Source organism: Goekera deserti, from assembly GCF_010685995.1.
Taxonomy (GTDB): domain Bacteria; phylum Actinomycetota; class Actinomycetes; order Mycobacteriales; family Geodermatophilaceae; genus Goekera; species Goekera deserti.
The window spans coordinates 1-16,803 of sequence record NZ_JAAGWK010000014.1; the positions used below are offsets into that span (position 1 = coordinate 1).

The 16,803-nt window shown below is 76.0% G+C and carries 14 protein-coding genes; 5 read left to right on the plus strand and 9 right to left on the minus strand.

Annotation, left to right across the window (positions count from 1 at the left end):
• The first annotated feature begins 88 nt into the window (after positions 1-88).
• From G1H19_RS10805 to G1H19_RS10820, 4 genes are all read left to right on the plus strand, one after another.
• Positions 89-799 (plus strand): LuxR C-terminal-related transcriptional regulator, encoded by a 711-nt coding sequence (locus G1H19_RS10805; protein WP_202925749.1) that lies wholly within the window; start codon positions 89-91, stop codon positions 797-799.
• On the plus strand, positions 796-2,079 hold the full coding sequence (locus G1H19_RS10810; protein ID WP_162392289.1) for an HRDC domain-containing protein: 1,284 nt from the start codon (positions 796-798) through the stop codon (positions 2,077-2,079). The genes G1H19_RS10805 and G1H19_RS10810 overlap by 4 nt, the downstream gene beginning before the upstream one ends.
• Positions 2,080-2,178: 99 nt before the next feature.
• Positions 2,179-3,396, plus strand: a complete 1,218-nt coding sequence (locus G1H19_RS10815) for a thiolase family protein (RefSeq protein ID WP_152727515.1) — start codon at positions 2,179-2,181, stop codon at positions 3,394-3,396.
• The gene (locus tag G1H19_RS10820) at positions 3,393-5,465 is read left to right on the plus strand and encodes a 3-hydroxyacyl-CoA dehydrogenase NAD-binding domain-containing protein (protein ID WP_162392290.1); all 2,073 of its coding nucleotides are present in this window, start codon (positions 3,393-3,395) and stop codon (positions 5,463-5,465) included. Before G1H19_RS10815 ends, G1H19_RS10820 begins: the two co-directional genes overlap by 4 nt.
• A gap of 50 nt (positions 5,466-5,515) precedes the next feature.
• Here the strand turns inward: G1H19_RS10820 and G1H19_RS10825 are convergent, their stop codons facing one another.
• The 3 genes from G1H19_RS10825 to G1H19_RS23190 all read right to left on the minus strand — a co-directional run bounded on the left by G1H19_RS10825 (position 5,516) and on the right by G1H19_RS23190 (position 7,986).
• Positions 5,516-7,024 carry a CCA tRNA nucleotidyltransferase gene (locus tag G1H19_RS10825; RefSeq protein WP_152727514.1) on the minus strand — a complete coding sequence of 503 codons (1,509 nt, stop codon included), beginning with the start codon at positions 7,022-7,024 and terminating at the stop codon, positions 5,516-5,518.
• A gap of 124 nt (positions 7,025-7,148) precedes the next feature.
• Positions 7,149-7,670, minus strand: coding sequence for an SRPBCC domain-containing protein (locus G1H19_RS23185; protein WP_162392291.1), 522 nt, complete (start codon positions 7,668-7,670; stop codon positions 7,149-7,151).
• The gene (locus G1H19_RS23190; RefSeq protein WP_152727513.1) at positions 7,657-7,986 is read right to left on the minus strand and encodes an ArsR/SmtB family transcription factor; all 330 of its coding nucleotides are present in this window, start codon (positions 7,984-7,986) and stop codon (positions 7,657-7,659) included. The genes G1H19_RS23185 and G1H19_RS23190 overlap by 14 nt, the downstream gene beginning before the upstream one ends.
• 157 nt (positions 7,987-8,143) lie before the next feature.
• Here G1H19_RS23190 and G1H19_RS10840 point away from each other — a divergent pair, with 157 nt between their 5' ends.
• On the plus strand, positions 8,144-9,511 hold the full coding sequence (locus tag G1H19_RS10840) for a hypothetical protein (RefSeq protein WP_152727512.1): 1,368 nt from the start codon (positions 8,144-8,146) through the stop codon (positions 9,509-9,511).
• 12 nt (positions 9,512-9,523) lie between these two features.
• Here G1H19_RS10840 and G1H19_RS10845 read toward each other — a convergent pair whose 3' ends face one another.
• The 6 genes from G1H19_RS10845 to G1H19_RS24525 all read right to left on the minus strand — a co-directional run bounded on the left by G1H19_RS10845 (position 9,524) and on the right by G1H19_RS24525 (position 16,742).
• Complete coding sequence (locus G1H19_RS10845) at positions 9,524-9,814, minus strand: thiamine-binding protein (RefSeq protein WP_162392292.1); 291 nt, start codon at positions 9,812-9,814, stop codon at positions 9,524-9,526.
• Entirely contained in the window at positions 9,811-11,730 is a 1,920-nt protein-coding gene (gene dxs / locus G1H19_RS10850; protein ID WP_162392293.1) for a 1-deoxy-D-xylulose-5-phosphate synthase, read from the minus strand. Before dxs ends, G1H19_RS10845 begins: the two co-directional genes overlap by 4 nt.
• A gap of 99 nt (positions 11,731-11,829) precedes the next feature.
• The gene (locus G1H19_RS10855; protein WP_162392294.1) at positions 11,830-12,198 is read right to left on the minus strand and encodes a hypothetical protein; all 369 of its coding nucleotides are present in this window, start codon (positions 12,196-12,198) and stop codon (positions 11,830-11,832) included.
• Positions 12,199-12,232: 34 nt separating this feature from the next.
• Positions 12,233-12,889 (minus strand): SGNH/GDSL hydrolase family protein, encoded by a 657-nt coding sequence (locus G1H19_RS10860; RefSeq protein ID WP_162392295.1) that lies wholly within the window; start codon positions 12,887-12,889, stop codon positions 12,233-12,235.
• Entirely contained in the window at positions 12,886-15,408 is a 2,523-nt protein-coding gene (locus G1H19_RS24520) for a bifunctional lysylphosphatidylglycerol flippase/synthetase MprF (protein WP_152727509.1), read from the minus strand. Before G1H19_RS24520 ends, G1H19_RS10860 begins: the two co-directional genes overlap by 4 nt.
• Positions 15,405-16,742 (minus strand): alpha/beta hydrolase, encoded by a 1,338-nt coding sequence (locus tag G1H19_RS24525; protein WP_152727508.1) that lies wholly within the window; start codon positions 16,740-16,742, stop codon positions 15,405-15,407. The genes G1H19_RS24520 and G1H19_RS24525 overlap by 4 nt, the downstream gene beginning before the upstream one ends.
• Between the last annotated feature and the right edge of the window lie 61 nt (positions 16,743-16,803).

Below are 16,803 nucleotides of genomic sequence, written 5' to 3' on the forward strand. Positions count from 1 at the left end.
GTACGCCAGATGGCGTAACCGTCGCTGGTCCGACTGCGTGGCCGCACCGGCCCACGACGGGTGGACGGCGACGGACGGGGTGCACGGTGTGACGCTCGGACCCGCCCGCTCCGGGAGCACCCCGCTGGGCCCGGACGCGACGGCGCTGGTGGTCGACTCCTCGCCGCTGCTCCGGGAGGCCCTCGCCGGCCGGCTGCGCGCGCTCGGCGCCCGCTCCGTCGAGGAGGCCGCCTCGCTGGAGGAGGCCCGGGTGCGCTCGCACGTCTCCGGCCCGCGCGCGCTGTGCGTGCTCGACGCCGACCTGCCGGAGAGCGCCACCGACCAGGCCCGCCACGCCGGCGACCCGGGCCGCGGCCTGGAGCTGCTGCCCACGCTGCGCGCCGACGGCTGGCCGGTGGTGGTGGTGCTCACCGCGGTCACCGACCCCGCCGTCGTCCGCGCCGCCTTCCTGGCCGGGGTCAGCGGCTACCTGCTGAAGAGCAGCCCGCTGACCGTGGTCACCGACGGCCTGCGCACCACCCTGGCCGGGGAGGTGTTCGCCGACCCGGCCATCTCCAGCACGCTGGCCCTGGGGCTCACCCGCAGCGTCCCGGACGAGGGCGTCGGCGAGCTGTCCGGCCGGGAACGGGACATCCTGCGGCTCGTCGCCGACGGGCACACCAACAAGGAGATCGGCATCAAGGTGGACCTGTCCGCACTGACCGTGAAGAGCCACCTGGCCCGGATCGCCCGCAAGCTGGGCACCGGCGACCGCGCCCACATGGTGGCCCTCGGCATCCGCTCCGGGGTCATCTCGTGACCGGCCCGGACGCCCTCCAGCCGGACGCCGTGCCCGTCGACGCCGTGCAGCCGGGCGCCGCCACCGACGCCGGGGACGACGCCCCGCCCGCCGTCCCGCTGCTGGCCCCGCGGGACGGGCTGCCGCCGGTCATCGAGACCTCCACCGCGCTCGTCGAGTACGCCCAGGCGCTGGCCGCCGGCACCGGCCCGGTCGCGGTCGACGCCGAGCGGGCCTCGGGGTACCGCTACGGGCAGCGCGCCTACCTGGTGCAGCTGCGCCGCAACGGCTCGGGCACCGGCCTGGTCGACCCGGTGCCGCTGCCCGACCTGTCGGTCGTGCAGCAGGCGATCGGCGACGCCGAGTGGGTGCTGCACGCGGCCAACCAGGACCTGCCCTGCCTGGCCGAGATCGGGCTGGTGCCCGCCCGGGTGTTCGACACCGAGCTGGCCGCGCGGCTGGCCGGCCTGCCCCGCGTGGGCCTGGGCGCCGTCGTCGAGTCACTGCTCGGGTTCTCGCTGCAGAAGGGCCACTCGGCCGCAGACTGGAGCACCCGGCCGCTGCCGGAGGAGTGGCTGGTCTACGCCGCCCTGGACGTCGAGGTGCTGGTCGACCTGCGCGACGCGCTGGCCCAGGTCCTCGACGAGCAGGGCAAGACCGAGTGGGCCCGGCAGGAGTTCGCCGCGATCCTCACCGCGGGACCGCCCGCACCCCGGGTCGACCCGTGGCGGCGCACCTCGGGCATGCACGGGCTGCGCAGCCGCCGCCAGCTGGGCATGCTGCGCTCGCTGTGGCAGACCCGCGACGAGCTGGCCCGCCGCCGGGACATCGCTCCCGGCCGGGTGCTGCCCGACGCCGCCATGGTGTCCGCGGTGCAGGCCGACCCGGCGACCGAGGGCAGCCTGCTGGAGCTGCCGGTGTTCCGCGGCCGTGCCAACCGCAAGCTCGTCGGCACCTGGTTCGGCGCGCTGGCCCGGGGTCGCGCGCTGCCCGACGCCGAGCTGCCGCCGCACAGCAAGCCGGGCGAGGGCCCGCCGCCGGTCAACCGCTGGGCCGACCGCGACCCCGCCGCCGCGACCAGGCTGCAGGCGGCCCGGGCGGCCCTCGCCGGCGTCGCCGCCGAGCACGACGTCCCGGTGGAGAACCTGCTGTCCCCCGACCTGGTGCGCCGGCTGATGTGGGCACCGCCCGTGCCGCGGGACGCGTCCGCGGTGGAGTCGGTGCTGCGCGCCGGCGGCGCCCGGGAGTGGCAGATCGGGCTGACCCGCGACCTGCTCACCGCTGCGGTCGCCGCGGCCTGAGCGGATGCCCCGGACGGGGGGTTGGACACGTCGTTACCGGCGGGTAACTTGTGTCCCGCCGGCCGCACCCGGGCCGGCATCCACTCCTGCGGAGGTCCCATGTCCCGCTCCCTGCGTGAGGTCGTCTTCGTCGACGGCGTACGCACCCCGTTCGGCAAGGCGGGCCCGAAGGGCATCTACGCCGAGACGCGCGCCGACGACCTCGTGGTGCGCTGCATCCGCGAGCTGCTGCGCCGCAACCCGGGGCTGCCCCCGGAGCGCGTCGGCGAGGTGGCCATCGCCGCCACCACGCAGATCGGCGACCAGGGCCTGACCATCGGCCGCACCGCCGCCCTGCTGGCCGGCCTGCCGAAGTCCGTGCCGGGCTTCTCGATCGACCGGATGTGCGCCGGGGCGATGACCGCGGTCACCGCGGTCGCCAGCGGCATCGCCTTCGGTGCCTACGACGTCGCCATCGCCGGCGGCGTCGAGCACATGGGCCGCCACCCCATGGGCGAGGGCGTCGACCCCAACCCGCGCTTCGTGTCCGAGAAGATCGTGGAGACCTCGGCGCTGGTCATGGGCTCGACCGCGGAGAACCTGCACGACCGGTTCCCGCAGCTGACCAAGCAGCGGTGCGACGAGTTCGCCGTCGCCAGCCAGCAGAAGTACGCCAAGGCCGTGGCGAACGGGCAGATCGGCCCGGAGGTCGTGCCGATGAGCACCCGCTCGGCCGAGGCCGGCTGGGGCCTGGCCACCGTCGACGAGCCGCCCCGCCCGGGCACCACCGTCGAGGGTCTGGCCACGCTGAAGACGCCGTTCCGCCCGCACGGGCACGTCACCGCCGGCAACGCTGCGGGGCTGAACGACGGCGCGACCAGCTGCCTGCTCGCCGCCGAGCACGTCGCCACCGAGCTGGGCCTGCCCATCGGCATGCGGCTGGTCGGCTACGGCTTCGCCGGTGTCGAGCCCGAGGTGATGGGCGTCGGCCCGATCCCCTCCACCGAGCGGGCGTTCGCGTCCACCGGGCTGTCCATCGAGGACATCGGCCTGTTCGAGCTGAACGAGGCCTTCGCGGTGCAGGTGCTGGCCTTCCTGGACCACTTCGGCATCGCCGACGACGACCCGCGGGTCAACCCGTGGGGCGGCGCCATCGCCGTGGGCCACCCGCTCGCGTCCTCCGGGGTGCGGCTGATGACGCAGCTGTCCCGGCAGTTCGCCGAGCGGCCCGACGTGCGCTACGGCCTGACCGCCATGTGCGTCGGCATCGGCATGGGCGGCACCGTCATCTGGGAGAACCCGAACTGGTCCGGCGCCACGAAGGAGGCCGACAAGTGACCGCTGTCTTCGCCGACGAGGTCGTCACCGCCGCGAAGGTCCGGTACCTGCGGGTGCCCGGGCTGGCCGGTGAGCTCGCGCTGATCACCATCGACAACGGGCACGACCACACCCGGCCCTCCACGTTCGGCCCCGGCGGTCTCGCCTCGCTGGACGCCGCGCTGGACGAGATCGCGGCGCACTCCCCCGCACCGGTGGCCATCGGCGTCACCGGCAAGCCGTTCATCTTCGCCGTGGGGGCCGACCTGTCCGGCGTCCCGTCGATCACCTCGGCCGAGGACGCCCGGGAGATCGCCCGGACCGGGCACCGGGTCTTCCGCCGGTTCACCGACTCCACGATCCCGACGTTCGCGTTCGTCAACGGCGCGGCGATGGGCGGCGGCCTGGAGCTGGCGCTGCACTGCCACCACCGCACGATCGCCTCGACCGCGATCGTGGCCTTCCCCGAGGTGTTCCTCGGCCTGGTGCCCGGCTGGGGTGGCACGCAGCTGCTGCCCGAGCTGATCGGCATCGAGGCGGCGGTGACCGTGATCGTGGAGAACGCGCTCGCCCAGAACAAGATCACCTCGGCGGCGAAGGCCGCGAAGCTGGGCATCGCCGACGTGGTGTTCGAGCCGGCGGACTTCCTGGAGCGCTCGCTGGAGTGGGCCACCTCGGTGCTCGCCGGCGACGTGACGGTGACCCGCACCGCACCGGACCGGGACGCCTGGGACGGCGCCATCGCCCGCGCCCGGGAGATCGTGGCCGCGCGCACCCGCAACGCCTCCCCCGGCGCCGTCCGGGCGGTGGACCTGCTCGAGCTCGCCCGCACGGCCGACCTCACCACCGGGACGGCGGCCGAGGACGACGCGCTGGCCGAGCTGCTCATGACCGACGAGCTGCGGGCCGGGCTGTACTCCTTCGACCTGGTCAACAAGCGGGCCCGCCGGCCCGCCGGCGCCCCGGACCGGAAGCTGGCCCGCACGGTCACCAAGGTCGGCGTCGTCGGCGCCGGGCTGATGGCCTCCCAGCTGGCGATGCTCTTCGTGCGCAAGCTCGAGGTGCCCGTCGTGCTCACCGACGTCGACCAGGCGCGGGTGGACAAGGGCGTGGGCTACGTGCACGGCGAGCTGGACAAGCTGGCCGGGCGCGGGCGGCTCTCCCCCGACGCGCTCAACCGGCTCAAGGGCCTGGTGACCGGCTCGCTGTCCAAGGACGCCTTCGCCGACGCCGACCTGGTGATCGAGGCGGTGTTCGAGGAGCTCAAGGTCAAGCAGCAGGTGTTCGCCGAGGTGGAGGCGGTCGTCTCCCCCGAGTGCGTGCTGGCCACCAACACCTCCGCGCTGTCGGTGACCGAGATGGCCGCCGAGCTGCAGCACCCGGAGCGGGTCGTCGGCCTGCACTTCTTCAACCCGGTCGCGGTGCTGCCGCTGCTGGAGGTGGTGCGCGCCGAGCAGACCGACGACGCCACGCTGGCCACCGCGTTCGCCGTCGGCAAGCAGCTCGGCAAGAGCTGCGTGCTGGTCGCCGACGCCCCGGCGTTCGTGGTCAACCGGCTGCTCACCCGCTTCCTGGGCGAGGTCAACGCCGGCGTCGACGCCGGCACGCCGGTGGACGTCGCCGAGCAGGCGCTGGACCCGCTCGGCCTGCCGATGACGCCGTTCGAGCTGCTGTCCCTGGTCGGCCCCGGGGTGGCCCTGCACGTCGCCGAGCGGATGCACGAGGCGTTCCCCGACCGCTTCGGCGTCGGTGAGGGCCTGCGCCGGATGGTCGAGCTGGGCAAGACCAGCATGTTCTCCGAGCCCGGCGTCGTCGACCCGGAGCTGGCCGGCATCGCCACCGGCGACGCGCCACTGAGCGCCGAGGAGCTGCGGGACCGTGCGGAGCGGGCCCTGGCCCAGGAGATCCGGCTGATGCTGGACGAGGGCGTCGTGCAGGCACCGCAGGACATCGACCTGTGCATGCTGCTCGGCGCCGGCTGGCCGTTCTGGCTGGGCGGCATCACCGCCCACCTGGACCGCACCGGCATCTCCGAGGCCGTCACCGGCAGCCGCTTCCTCCCGAAGGGCGTGGCCAGCCTCCCCGCCTGACAGCGGCGGCAGCGGCAGGGGCGGGTCACCGTCGGCACGTCAGGACGTGCCTACGGTGACCCGCCACCGCCGTCGGTCCCCGGCGACGACGAGCCCGGGGACGACGGACCCGGGGACGACGGGCCGGGGGTGCGCTGGTCGAGCCAGTCCAGCGCCCCGGCACGGTCGGTGAACGCACCGCCGTCCTGGGCGGCGAGCGCGTCGGCCAGCACCCGGCCCACGCTCGGGCCGGGGGGCGTGCCGCGGGCCAGCAGGTCCGCCCCGCGCAGCAGCGGGTCGGCCGGCTCCCGCTGCACCTGTTCCTCGGCGGCCAGCGCCAGCCAGGCCGTCGTCAGGTCCGGGCCGGAGCCCGCGCCCCGCCCGGCGTGGTCGGCCGCGCAGACCAGCGCCCACTCGGCCATGGTCGCCGGCACGAGCCGGCGGGCCAGCCTCCGGACGGCCGCGCGACCGGGCGTGCCGCGCACCGACGTCGCCACCATGTGCTCGCGCACCAGCGGGGCGATCCGCGCGGTGACCGACCGGGGTGCGCCGACCCGCTGCAGGAACTCCTCCGCGGGCCGCACCCCACCCTCCGCATGGCCGTGGGAGGTGATCCGCCCGTCGGGTCGCACCTGGGTGTGGTCGGCCTTGCCCACGTCGTGCAGCAGTGCGGCGAGCACGACCACCAGCCGGTCCTCACCGGTCAGCCCGGCCTCGTCGGCCAGCCGGGCGGCGGCGTCGGCGGCCAGCCCGGCGTGCACGAGCACGTCGCCCTCGGGGTGCCAGCGCGGGTCCTGCGCCACCCCGGCCAGCCGGGCCAGCGGGGGCACGGTGGCCAGCCAGCCGGTGGCGGCCAGCGTGTCGACGGCGGTGCTGATCCAGCGGCCGGTCTCACCGATCCGGCGCCACTCGCCCCAGACCCGTTCGACGGGCAGCCCCACGGCCGCCGGCAGCAGCGTGCGGCACAGCTCGGCGGTGCCCGGCGCCACCCGGAAGCCCAGCCGGGCGCTGAACCGGGCGCACCGCAGCACCCGCAGCGGGTCGTCGGCGAGCCCGGGGCCCACGTGCCGCAGTACGCCGTCGCGCAGGTCGCCCAGCCCGCCCCAGTGGTCCAGCACCTCCTCGGTGACCGGGTCGTAGGCCAGCGCGTTCACGGTGAGGTCCCGGCCTGCCGAGGCCTGCCGCAGCGTGGTGTGCGGGTCGGCCACCAGTGCACCGGACGCCTCCCGCCGGCGGGGCAGGGCGACGTCCAGGTCCTCGCCGTCGCGCCGCAGCTCCAGCACCGCGAACGAGCGCCCGACCGCGTCGACCCGGCCCACCGGCGCCAGTGCCGCTACCAGCGCGTCCGCGCTCAGCCCGTACACCTCCACGTCGACATCGGCGGGCCGGCCGCCGGGGTGCAGCACGGCATCCCGCACGCACCCACCGACCAGGTAGGGCCGGCCGCCGGCGGCGCGGACCGCGGCCAGCACGGACGCCGTGGCGTCGCTGAGCCGCACCAGCCCCGGCGCCGGCCGCCGCACCCCGTCGTCCCCCGGCCCCGGCCGGTCCACCCCGCTCCCCCCGCTCGTCGTCGACACCGCGGGGACCGTACGGGCAGCCGCGTCCCGCCGCACCCGCGTTCCGGCTGCTCGACCCGTGCCGGGACTGCTCGCCGTCGGCAGCGGCGGGCCCGGAGCGGGGGCGTCAGCCGGCGCCGGGGCGTCAGCCGGCCAGCGTCGAGCCGGTCTCCAGCAGGCTCTTGAGGTCGCTCAGCACCCAGCTCCAGCCGCCACCGCCCTGGCCGGCGTCCTCGTCCAGCGCGCCGCTGACCATGGCCGCGGTCGCCGGGGCGCCGGTGACGTCGTGGGTGAGGGTGAGCTTGCTGCCCCCCTGGCTGGGCGTGATCGTCCAGGTCAGCGTGGTCATCGGCTCGGCGGCGGTGGTCGGGTCCATCAGCATCCGCCAGGTCTGCACCAGCCGGTGCGGCGGGTCGGACTCCAGCACCTCGCCGTCGACGATCACGTCCGGGCAGGGCCAGCCCATCTCCGCCGAGGCCTTCCTCATGCCCTCGGAGGCCTCGGAGTGGAACCGGCCGCCGGGGCGGAGCTCGAAGAACTGCGGCGCGGCGTAGCCGTAACGGGCGTTCCACTCCGGGTCGGTGATCGCCTCCCAGACGCGCTCCGGGGCGGCCTTGATGTAGATGCGGAACACCTGGGTGGTCTGCGCGGAGTCAGTCGTCGTCACGGGGGGCCTCCAGGGCGTACTTCAGGTCGACGAGCGCCCGGACGTGACGCTCGGTGTACTTCCCGATCCAGCGGTCGTGCAGCAGCTGGATCGGCACGGCGTTGAGGTGGTGGAACTTCTCCCGGCCGTCCTTGTGGCTCACCACGAGGTCGGCCTCCTCCAAGACCTTGAGGTGCTTCATCACGCCGAAGCGGGACATCTCCAGCTGCTGCTCCAGCTCGGTGAGCGTCTGGCCGTCCCGGGCGAACAGGACGTCGAGCAGGAACCGCCGGGTGGGGTCGGCGAGGGCCTTGAAGACCCGGTCGTCGTCCGCCATGCGAGGAAGATAGGTGACTCAAAGGTCACATGTCAACGCTCAACCTGGCCGGACGACGCCGACACACTGGCGTCATGCCGGCGTCCGCTGCACCTCGAAGGCCCCGACACGCCCAGCAGAACTCCGGCCCGGGAACACGATGACGACACGGGGCACGGTGAGGGCGTGGTACCGCCAGTTCTACGTGGCGAGCGGTCTGGGCTACGACACGTCGACGATCGGCCAGGACGGCGACGGCCTGGTCAGCCCGCTGGAGCCGTGCGCCTTCGCCGTCCTGACCGGCCAGTACGGCCCGCACGTCGAGGTCGAGATCGAGGAACTGAGCGACGCCCCGAGCACCGTGCCAGCGGGGTGGCCGGGGGTCAGCGAGCTGGACGTGGTCCAACGCGACGGCGGGCTCCAGGCGGTGTCCTGGGGCGGCGAAGGGTGGGTGACCTCTCGTGAGCGGCCGCCCGGCCTCTACCGGGTGCGCGTCTGCGCGGCCGGCCGGGAGGCCGGGGCAGCCACCGGGCAGGACTCGGCGCTGCCCGAGCGGGTGCTCGTGCAGCGGTGGCCGACGTCCGTCGCGACCCCGCCCGTCACGCTGCTCGCGGACGGCGTCTCCACCCGAGGCGGCCTGACCGGCCTGTTCCCGTCGGCCGTCGGCCGGTCACTCGACGGCCTGGCGGACCACGCCGGCTCCGACCCCGGCCCGGTCGTGGCCGTCCGGTGCACCCGGGACGTGCAGGTCGACCCGGACACCGCACGGGACGCTGCCGGGGACCTGCGGCGCGGACTGACGATCGGCGACGACCGGGTGCGGGACCAGCTCGACGGCGTTCGGCTCGACGTCGTCCCGATCACCGGCGGGGCCCGGTTCGTGCTCGCCCATCCCGGGACGTCGCCGACGCGGGCATGGCACCTCACCCGGCTGTGCCGTTGGGCGCTGGAGCGGCTGACGCCGGTGGGCTCGGCCCGGGACCCGCGCGCCGTACGGCTGCAGGTACGGACGAACCCCCCGCCGAACGAGATCCCCGGCGTCCTCCCCCTCGCCGCTCCCCTGGGACGGTCGGACAGCGTCGCCGCGGTGCTGCTGCAGGTGCTCGCTCATCGCGGCGGGCTGCTGTTCCGGGTGACGCTGCGGGGTCGGGCGCACGGCGTCGACGGGCACCTGCCCTTCCTCCCGGACACGACTCCGGGCCCGGAGCTGCGGGGCTCCCTCCCGACCACGCCGTCGGTGCAGGTCCTGCTGCCGGACGGTCGGACGAGTCTGTTCCTCGACCGCTCCAGCGCCTTGCAGCTCATCCCGCAGGCGGACGACCAGCCCGTGCTGTTCGAGGAGCCGCACGGGGGCAGCAGCGCACGCCTGGACCTGGACTACTGGCTCACCCCCAACCCCCGGTCGGCGCTCACCTTCCGGTTCAGCTGGGCCCGGCAGGGACTTCCCGAGACGACGGTCCAGCTCGACGCCGAGACCGTCCAGCGGGTGACCGCGGAGGCACAGGAGCTGTGGCCGTGGGACGTGACCGTGCACGACCGGCCCTGACCAGCGGCGTGCTCACCGGAACTTGCCGGTGAGGCTCTCGATCGTGCGGGGCACCGAGGCGATCTTCACGTGCGAGATCCCGGCAGCGGCCCCGGAGGTCAGCATGGCCTCGTGCGCGACGCGCAGCACGTCCCAGACGTCGTCGGCAGGCCCTTCCAGCGTGGTGCCCAGGGCGCCGACCTCGTAGCGCAGGCCGGACGCCTGGATCACCGCGATGGCGGCCTCGACGTGCTCGTGCGGGTTGCCCGGGGTGCCGGGCGGGCTCGGTGCCACCTGGATCTCGGCGATGACGTGCTCGCTCACGACTGCTCCTCCACCGGCTCGGTCACCGGCGAGCCGGCGGTGCGGTCGGCCACCCGGACGGCCCACTCCACCACGCGCCGGGCGACGTCCTGCTCGGTCAGCCCGAGGTCGGCGAGCACCTGGCCGCGGCTGCCGTGGTCCAGGAACTGCCGCGGGACGCCGAGGGAGCGCACCGGGACGTCGCACTCGGCGTCCCGCAGCGCCGCGGCCAGCGTCGCACCGACCCCGCCGGCCAGGCCGCCGTCCTCCAGGGTGACCACCAGCCGCGCGGCGGAGGCCATCGCGACCAGCTCCGGCGGGGTGGGCAGCACCCAGCGGGGGTCGACGACGGTCACGTCGATGCCGTGGTCGGCGACCCGCTCGGCAGCGGCCAGCCCCATCGGCACGAACGCGCCGCAGGCCACGAGCAGCACCTCAGCGGTGGCGCCGCGGCGCAGCACGTCGACCGGCCCGGAGCGCTCCAGCGCCGGCAGCGCCGAGGGCAGCGCGCCCTTGGCGAACCGGACGACGGTGGGCCCGTCGGTGACGGCCAGCGCCTCGCGCAGCGCCTCGCGCAGGGTGGCCTCGTCGCGCGGGGCGGCGAGCCGCAGGCCCGGCACCACCGAGAGGATCGAGGCGTCCCACATGCCGTTGTGCGAGGCACCGTCGCTGCCGGTGACCCCCGCGCGGTCGAGCACCACGGTGACCGGCAGCCGGTGCAGCGCGACGTCCATCAGCAACTGGTCGAAGGCCCGGTTGAGGAACGTCGAGTACACCGCGACCACGGGGTGCAGCCCCCCCATCGCCAGGCCCGCGGCGGAGGTGAGCGCGTGCTGCTCGGCGATGCCGACGTCGTAGGTGCGGTCGGGGAACCGCTCGGCGAACGCAGCCAGGCCGGTGGGGTGCAGCATCGCGGCGGTGATGGCCACGACGTCGGAGCGCTCGGCGCCGATCCGCACCAGCTCGTCGGAGAAGGCGTCGGTCCACTCCACGCCGGACTTCCGGGCGCTGAGCCCGCTGTCCGGGTCGAACACACCGGTCGCGTGCCAGGCGTCGACGGTGTCGGTCTGGGCCGGGGCGTACCCGAAGCCCTTGGTGGTGACCGCGTGCACGATCACCGGGCCGCCGAAGGCCCTGGCCCGGCGCAGCGCGGACTCCATCTTCTCCACGTCGTGGCCGTCGATGGGGCCGTAGTACTTCATGCCCAGGTCCTCGAACATGCCCTGCGGGGCGAGCACGTCCTTGAGGCCCTTCTTGATCCCGTGCAGGGCGTCGAACAGGGCGGTGCCGACCACCGGCGCGCGGGTGACCGTGGCGCGGACGGCGTCCAGGGCCTGCTCGTAGCCCGGCCGGAGCCGCAGCGTGGCCAGCGCGTCGGCGACGCCGCCGATCGTCGGGGAGTAGGAGCGGCCGTTGTCGTTGACCACGATCACCACCGGCCGGTCCTTGGCGGCGGCGATGTTGTTCAGCGCCTCCCAGGCCATGCCGCCGGTGAGCGCCCCGTCGCCGATGACCGCCACCACCGGGCGCACGTCGCCGCGCACCGCGAAGGCCTTGGCCAGGCCGTCGGCGTAGGACAGCGCGGTCGAGGCGTGCGAGTTCTCGATCCAGTCGTGCTCGCTCTCGGCCCGGCTGGGGTACCCGGACAGCCCGCCGCGCTGGCGCAGCCGGGCGAAGCCCTCCAGCCGGCCGGTGAGCAGCTTGTGCACGTAGGCCTGGTGCCCGGTGTCGAACAGCACCGGCTCGCGCGGGGACTCGAACACCCGGTGCAGCGCGATGGTCAGCTCGACGGTGCCCAGGTTCGGCCCGAGGTGGCCACCGGTGCGGGCGACGCTGGACACCAGCGCGTCGCGGACCTCGGCGGCCAGGGCGCGCAGCTCCTCGGTGGTCAGCCGGCGCAGGTCGGCAGGGCCGGTCAACGATGCCAGGATCGACACGACGCGGAGGGGTCCTCTCGACAGCGACTGCGGGGACGGTGCGGCAGCCGGCCTCCCACTGTAGCCGCGGGACCTGCCAGGCCGGGGGTGAGCGGGACCCTAGAGCCGGGGCACCCAGCGCTCACCGCGCAGCGCCCCGGCCACCACCTCCACCCCCCGCGCGGCCGCCGACAGCCGGGCACCCTCCCGCTCGTAGGCGGCGATGGCCGCCTCGATCGCCTCGACGGGCAGGTGGTCGGCGAGCTCCACCCGCACCGTGCGCCACCCCGCGCGGGCCGCCTCCAGCCCGGCGGCCACGTGGTCACCGGCGAACCTGGCCAGCAGCACCGGGTACTGCCTCAGCACCTGGTGGGCGCGGTAGTCCGGCGGCACCAGGTCGAACAGCCAGGCGACGGCGGTGCGCTCCCAGTCCGGGGCGCCCGGGGGCCGCACCTGCTCCGGCCACCCGGGGGGCACGCTCGCGTCCACCCGGCCAGTGTGCCGCCCCCGACCGGCGGCGGGCTCAGCCGGTGAGCGCGGCCCGCAGCGCCCGGCCGACGACCCGCGCGGCCTCCACGTCGGGGTGCACGCCGTCCGGGCTGGTGCCGGTGACCCAGCCGCCGTCCGGGCCGCGGACGTCGGTCATCGGGTCGACCCACTGCCAGCCCTCCCGGCCGGCCAGCCCCTGCAGGGCGGCGTCCAGCCGGGTCAGCTGCGGCCCGTACCCGTCCTCCGGGGCAGCGGCCGAGAGCACCACCCGCGGCACCCCCGCCCGGACGACGACCTGCCGCACGTTGGCGACGACGTCGGCCACCGGGACGCCGTCGTCGACGTCGTTGTTGCCGGCCATCACCACCAGCACGTCGGCGTCCATCGGGCCCACGCCGGCCGCCATGTCGGCGCTGGTGGCCCCGCCGTGCGCCCAGCCGCCCAGCACGTCGACGCCGTCTCCGGTGGCCGTCCAGGCCCAGGAGCCGGGGCCGATCAGCCCGTCGTCGAAGTCGGGGCTGTCCGCCTCGGTGATCGAGTCGCCCACCGCGACCACCCGCAGCGGGGCCGGGGCGGTCGTCGTCGCGGCGGCCGTCGTCGCGGCGGCCGGGGTGCCGGTGCGCGCCGGGGAGCACCCGGCCAGCAGGACGAGCGCGAGCAGGCAGCCCAGCGCGGACGTCCGCCCGGTCACCGGCCGGCCCGCGCCGTCGCGACCTGCTCCGGTCGTGCCGCCGGCCGGGCCGTCCAGCCCCGGACCAGCGCCCGGCCCAGCCGCAGCGCCTGCACCGCGGACAGGTGCGGCACGTAGGCCCGGCACACGGCGGCGGCGATCCGCGGCAGGTCCGCCGTGGCCGGGTAGACCAGCCACAGCGGGCGGTGCTGCGGCTGGAACTTGGCCTTGAACGCCAGCAGCGAGCGGAACCCGTAGACCGGCTCCATCGCCCGGCCGGTGACCTCCAGCAGCCGCTCCAGGGCGTCGGGCCGGCGGGCGCCGCCGGGCAGGGCCAGCGGCGCCCCGGACAGGCTCACGTGCTCGGCACCCTCGGCCTGGAAGGTGGTGGCCGCGGTGGCGAGCAGGAACTCCATGATCCCGGGCGGGCAGCCGGGGCTGCGCCGCATGAGGTCCAGGGTCCAGCCCACCGGGCGGCCGTCGCGCCGGGACGGCAGCCAGCTGGTCACCGCCAGCACCCGCCCGTCGGCGGCCAGGGCCAGCAGGCACCGCACCGCGGGGTCGGCCAGCTCGTCCACCCCGCCCAGGGTGAAGCCCATCTCCGGCAGGCCCTTGCCGGCCAGCCAGTCCTCCGACGCCCGCACCACCTGCTCGCGCAGCGCGACCGGCGCCTCCTGCCAGGTCAGCCAGCGGGCCTGCACGCCGTCCCGGGTGGCCCGGTTCAGCGCGGTGCGCACGTCCTGCCAGCGCTTGCCGACGAAGGCCAGCTCGCCCAGCGGCAGCCACGTCTCCGCCGCCACCTGCACGGTGCGCGCCTCGGGCAGCAGCGGCACCACCTCGTCGGTGACGCTGTACCAGCACGCCGTCCAGCCGTGCTGCTCGCACCAGGCGGTGAACCCCCGCACCGCCGCCGCCCGCGCCTCGGGCGGGCCCACCGGGTCGCCGGTGGTGAGCGCGACGCCGCCGACCACCCGGAACGCGACCACCGCCGCGCCGTCGGGGGTGAACCACCAGCGGTTGCCCGTCCAGGTGGTCATGAACGCCAGCGCGCCCTCGCCGTGCCGGTCGACCAGGGCGCGCGCCCGGGCCGCGTCGCCGCGCGGCACGGCCGGGCGCACCAGCAGGCACGCCGTGCCGACCAGCACGGCCCAGCACAGGACACCGGTCCAGCCGACCAGCACCCGGGGCAGGCCCTGCAGGCCGAACGCCGAGGGCAGCACCGCGTCGAGGTACCCGGGCGGCAGCATCCGGCGCGGCAGGTCCAGCAGCATGGCCCCGATGCCGGGCCCGGCGGCGTCGTCGGCGGTGAGCACCGAGCCGGCGAGGAGGTAGCAGCCGACCACCAGCAGCAGCCCGAGCCCGGCCGCGACCAGCCAGCGGCGCACCGTCTCCGGGGCCGCCCGCACGTCGAACCGGGTGCGCGTCAGCACCAGGAGCAGCAGGACCGCGCCGGGCGCGGTGACCGGCGCGAGCACCGCCACCGCCGGCAGGCTGCCCGCGGGGCTGGCCAGCAACGGCAGGCTCTCCGCCGGGGTGCGCAGCACGTCGACCACCACGAACGCGCCGACGACGGTCAGCACGCCGGTGAGCGCCACCGCGCCCACCCAGGCGGCCCGCCGGCCCCGGCGCAGGCCCTCGGCCAGCAGCAGCTGCAGCACGACCGGGAGCACCGACAGCAACGCCGGGCCGGCCCCGGTCAGCCGCGCCCGGGCCTGCAGCGCCTGGCAGCGGGCGGGGTCCCCGCCGCGGGCGCACACCTCCCGCAGCAGCCCGGCGTGCGGGCGGCCGGACACGAACAGGTGCGAGACGACGGCCCACGGGCCCTCCGGCGTCCGGGACAGCGCCGCGACCAGCGGGCCGACCGCGGTGGCCGCCACGATCAGCGCCACCAGCGCCCGCTGCTCCCGGCGACTCGGTGCCGACCACACCGGCCGGGCACCCCGGCGCCGCTGCCCCAGCGCGCCGGCCGCCACCCCGAGCAGGAAGCCGGTCAGCCGCAGCACGTCGCCGGCCGTGCCGGAGTAGAGCACCAGGCAGACCAGTACCACCGAGGCGGCCAGCCGCAGCCGGCGCGCTGCGTACCGCGACTGCCGGGCCGAGGCGAGACCGGCTGCGGCCAGCACCCCGGGCAGCGGCCCGACCACGACGGCATCGGCGAGCTGGACGGCCCAGCGGTCACCGGCCGCGGACAGCACCGCGACCCCGCCCAGTGCCACCAGCCCGGCCAGCACCTGGCCGCCCAGCACCGCACCCAGCGCGCGCACCGGGCCGAGCAGCCGCTCGACGCGGGGCAGGAGCAGCAGCACCACGGCGACCGAGGCGACCAGCACGACCGGGCTGGAGGCCGCGAAGCCGCTGGTGGCCAGCGTGGCCCAGCGGCCGTCGGACAGCGGGCCGACCCCGGTGCCCAGCACCTGCTCCACCGGGCGCCCGGTCAGGGCGTCGGCCACCGCGCCGGCGACCAGCAGCACGACCAGGCCGGCGGTGACCGGGGTCTGCCGGAGCCGGCCGAGCGACGTCGTCAGCGGGGCGGCGCTCACGCGGTCAGCTCCGCGCGGGTGGCGAACCACGGCAGCGCCGCGGTCAGCGACGGGCCCCACACCGCCCAGGAGTGGCCACCGGGCAGCTCCTGGTACGTGACGGCGACGCCTGCCTTGGACAGCGCGTCCCGGACGACCATCGCCTGCGGCCGGTAGTCGGTGTCGTCCGAGCCGACGGTGACGAACGCCGCCGAGCCCGGCAGCGGGCGGGTGGCCAGCCGGACCAGCGGGGTCGCGGCGTCGAAGGCCGCGGAGTCCCCGCCGAAGGCGGCCTGCACGGTGCGGTCCCGGTCGCCGAGGGTGGGGCCCTCCTGCCCGGACACGTCGACGATCGACGGGTAGACGTCCGGGTGGCCCACGCCCAGCTGGAGTGCGCAGGTGCCGCCGTAGGACAGCCCGCCCACGCCCCAGTGCGCGCGGTCGTCGTCCACGTGCAGGTGCGAGGTGATCCACGCCGGGACGTCGACGGCGAGGTAGGTGTCGGCCTTGCCCAGTCGGGAGTCCAGGCACAGCGGGTTGGCCGTCTCGGCGCCCAGGTCGTCGGGCATCACCACCACCGGCGCCAGGCCGTGGTGCGCCGCGGCGAAGTCGTCCATCCGCTGCACCAGGGCTCCCCCGTCGATCCAGTCGCGCGGGCCACCGGGCTGCCCGCCGAGCAGCACCAGCACCGGCAGCGCCGGCGGGTCCGCGGTGAGGTAGGCCGGCGGCACGTACACCCAGGCGTCCCGGGCGGTGAAGCCCGACGTCGTCCCGGGGATGGTCACCTCGCTCACGCCGCCCTGGGCGGGCATGTCGGCCGGCGGCTGCCACACCTGCTCCAGCGGGGCGCCCGGGGAACCGGTGGGCGCGTCCGCGGCGCCCGTGCGGTCGACCACCTCGTCCACGGACAGCTCCGAGGACGGCGCCAGCTGCAGCGCCGAGGCGACCGTGGAGAACGAGCCGTACACCCGGTTGACCTGGTTGGCCGAGCCCAGCACCACGACGCCGACCGCGAGCACCGCCACACCCCGGCGCCACCAGCGCTGCCCCGGCCAGCCGACGACGGCCAGGCTGACCGCGAGCAGCCCCAGACCCACCCACAGCGGCACCGTCCACGGCAGCGCGTCCGGGAACGGCTCGTCCACCACCAGCCAGACCTGCGCGCCGGCCAGCAGCAACGCGGCCACCAGCAGCGCCACCGGCACCCGGCGCAGCCACCACCGCCGGTCCCGGTGCCCGGCCAGCAGCACCAGCAGGCCGGTCACCATCCCGGCCAGCAGCACAGCCGGCAGCACCCCCCGGACCAGGGAGAGCTCCCCCACCCCGGTCACACCGTCCGCAGACACCGTTGCCACGTCCCACACCTCCCGCACACCGCCGACCCACCGGGGCACAAGGTCGGCGTCCAGCGTGCAG

Excerpts from the sequence above, each read along its gene's own strand:
- G1H19_RS23190 (WP_152727513.1), bottom strand. The coding sequence starts at position 7,986 with ATGGCGGACGACGACCGGGTCTTCAAGGCCCTCGCCGACCCCACCCGG.
- G1H19_RS10815 (WP_152727515.1), top strand. The coding sequence starts at position 2,179 with ATGTCCCGCTCCCTGCGTGAGGTCGTCTTCGTCGACGGCGTACGCACC.